Here is a 1330-nt window from a genome sequence, read left to right as displayed (position 1 = left end):
AAAATTGGAGAGTTTGTTGAATATAGCTATTATAGGAACTGGTTATGTAGGATTGCCCAGCGGTATTGGGTTTGCTAAACTAGGTCACAATGTTACTTGTGTAGATATTAATGAAAATAAAATTCATTCTTTACAAAATGGTATTTTGCCAATATATGAAAATAATATTGAGCAATTATTTTTAGAAGTAGTTAATGAAAACCTTACTTTCACCACATCCTATTCTTGTATAAATGAAGCTGATATTGTTATATTAGCTGTTGGAACTCCACAATCAAATAATAGTGAGAAAGCTGATTTAAAATATATATTTGAAGCGATAAATGAAATTTGTAAAAATTTAAGAGATAAAAATAAATATTTTATTTTAGCAACCAAATCAACTGTTCCGGTTGGTACTGGAGATAAAATAGAACAAATAGTGCACAAAATAAATCCTAATATTGACGTAGTATCTTTACCTGAATTTTTGAGAGAAGGGTATGCTTTAGAAGATTTTTATAATCCAGATAGGGTTATAATAGGAAGTAATTCTGATAAGGCAAGTAAAGCAATAAAAGAATTGTATTCGCATATTGATAGTGATAAAATTTTAATTACAACTAGAAAATCGGCTGAACTTATAAAATATGCTTCTAATTCTTTTTTAGCAATGAAAATACATTTTATAAATGAAATAGCTGATTTTTGTGAAAAAAGCGGGGCAAATATAGGTGATGTTGCACTTGGAATTGGACTTGATAGTAGGATTGGTAATAAATTTTTAAACGTTGGACCTGGATTTGGTGGGAGTTGTTTTCCTAAAGATACTTTAGCAATGCTTGGAATGGCTAAGGAGCTTGGGGTAGGAGTATCTTTAATAGAAACTACCATTAAGGGTAATAATGATAGATTTAAAAAAATTGCAAATAACATTAAGGATATGTTAAAAGATATTGATAATCCAAAAATAGGTATTTTAGGACTTGCTTTTAAAAATGGCACTGATGATTGTAGACAAAGTCCAGCGATTGAAATTATAAAAGAATTTATTAAAAATTATCAAAATATAAATGTTTATGATCCGAGGGCTATAAATAATGCTAAAGGTATTTTAAATGATAACGTTAATTATACAAATTCAATTTATGAATGTGCCAATGAATGTGATTTATTAGTAATTTTGACAGAATGGGATGAATTTAAGGATATTGATTTTTTAAAGCTTAAAGATTGTATAAAGGTTAAAAAAATCTATGATACTAGAAATATAATAAATTTCAATGAAGCTAAAAAATATGGTTTTGACGTGATAAATATTGGGGTTAAGAATTGAGCCAAACAGTTATCG

1 protein-coding gene is annotated in these 1330 nt (G+C 27.5%); it reads left to right on the top strand.

The window, feature by feature from the left end:
• Positions 1 to 1315 (top strand): UDP-glucose dehydrogenase family protein (locus AVBRAN12647_RS09550; RefSeq protein WP_336615111.1); only part of this gene is annotated, 1315 nt, incomplete at its 5' end.
• Positions 1316 to 1330: the final 15 nt, after the last annotated feature.

This window comes from Campylobacter sp. RM12647, from assembly GCF_020138135.1.
Classification (GTDB): Bacteria; Campylobacterota; Campylobacteria; order Campylobacterales; family Campylobacteraceae; genus Campylobacter_E.
The sequence above is the reverse complement of the archived record's forward strand: the minus strand, read 5'-3'. Positions and strand labels throughout refer to the sequence as shown.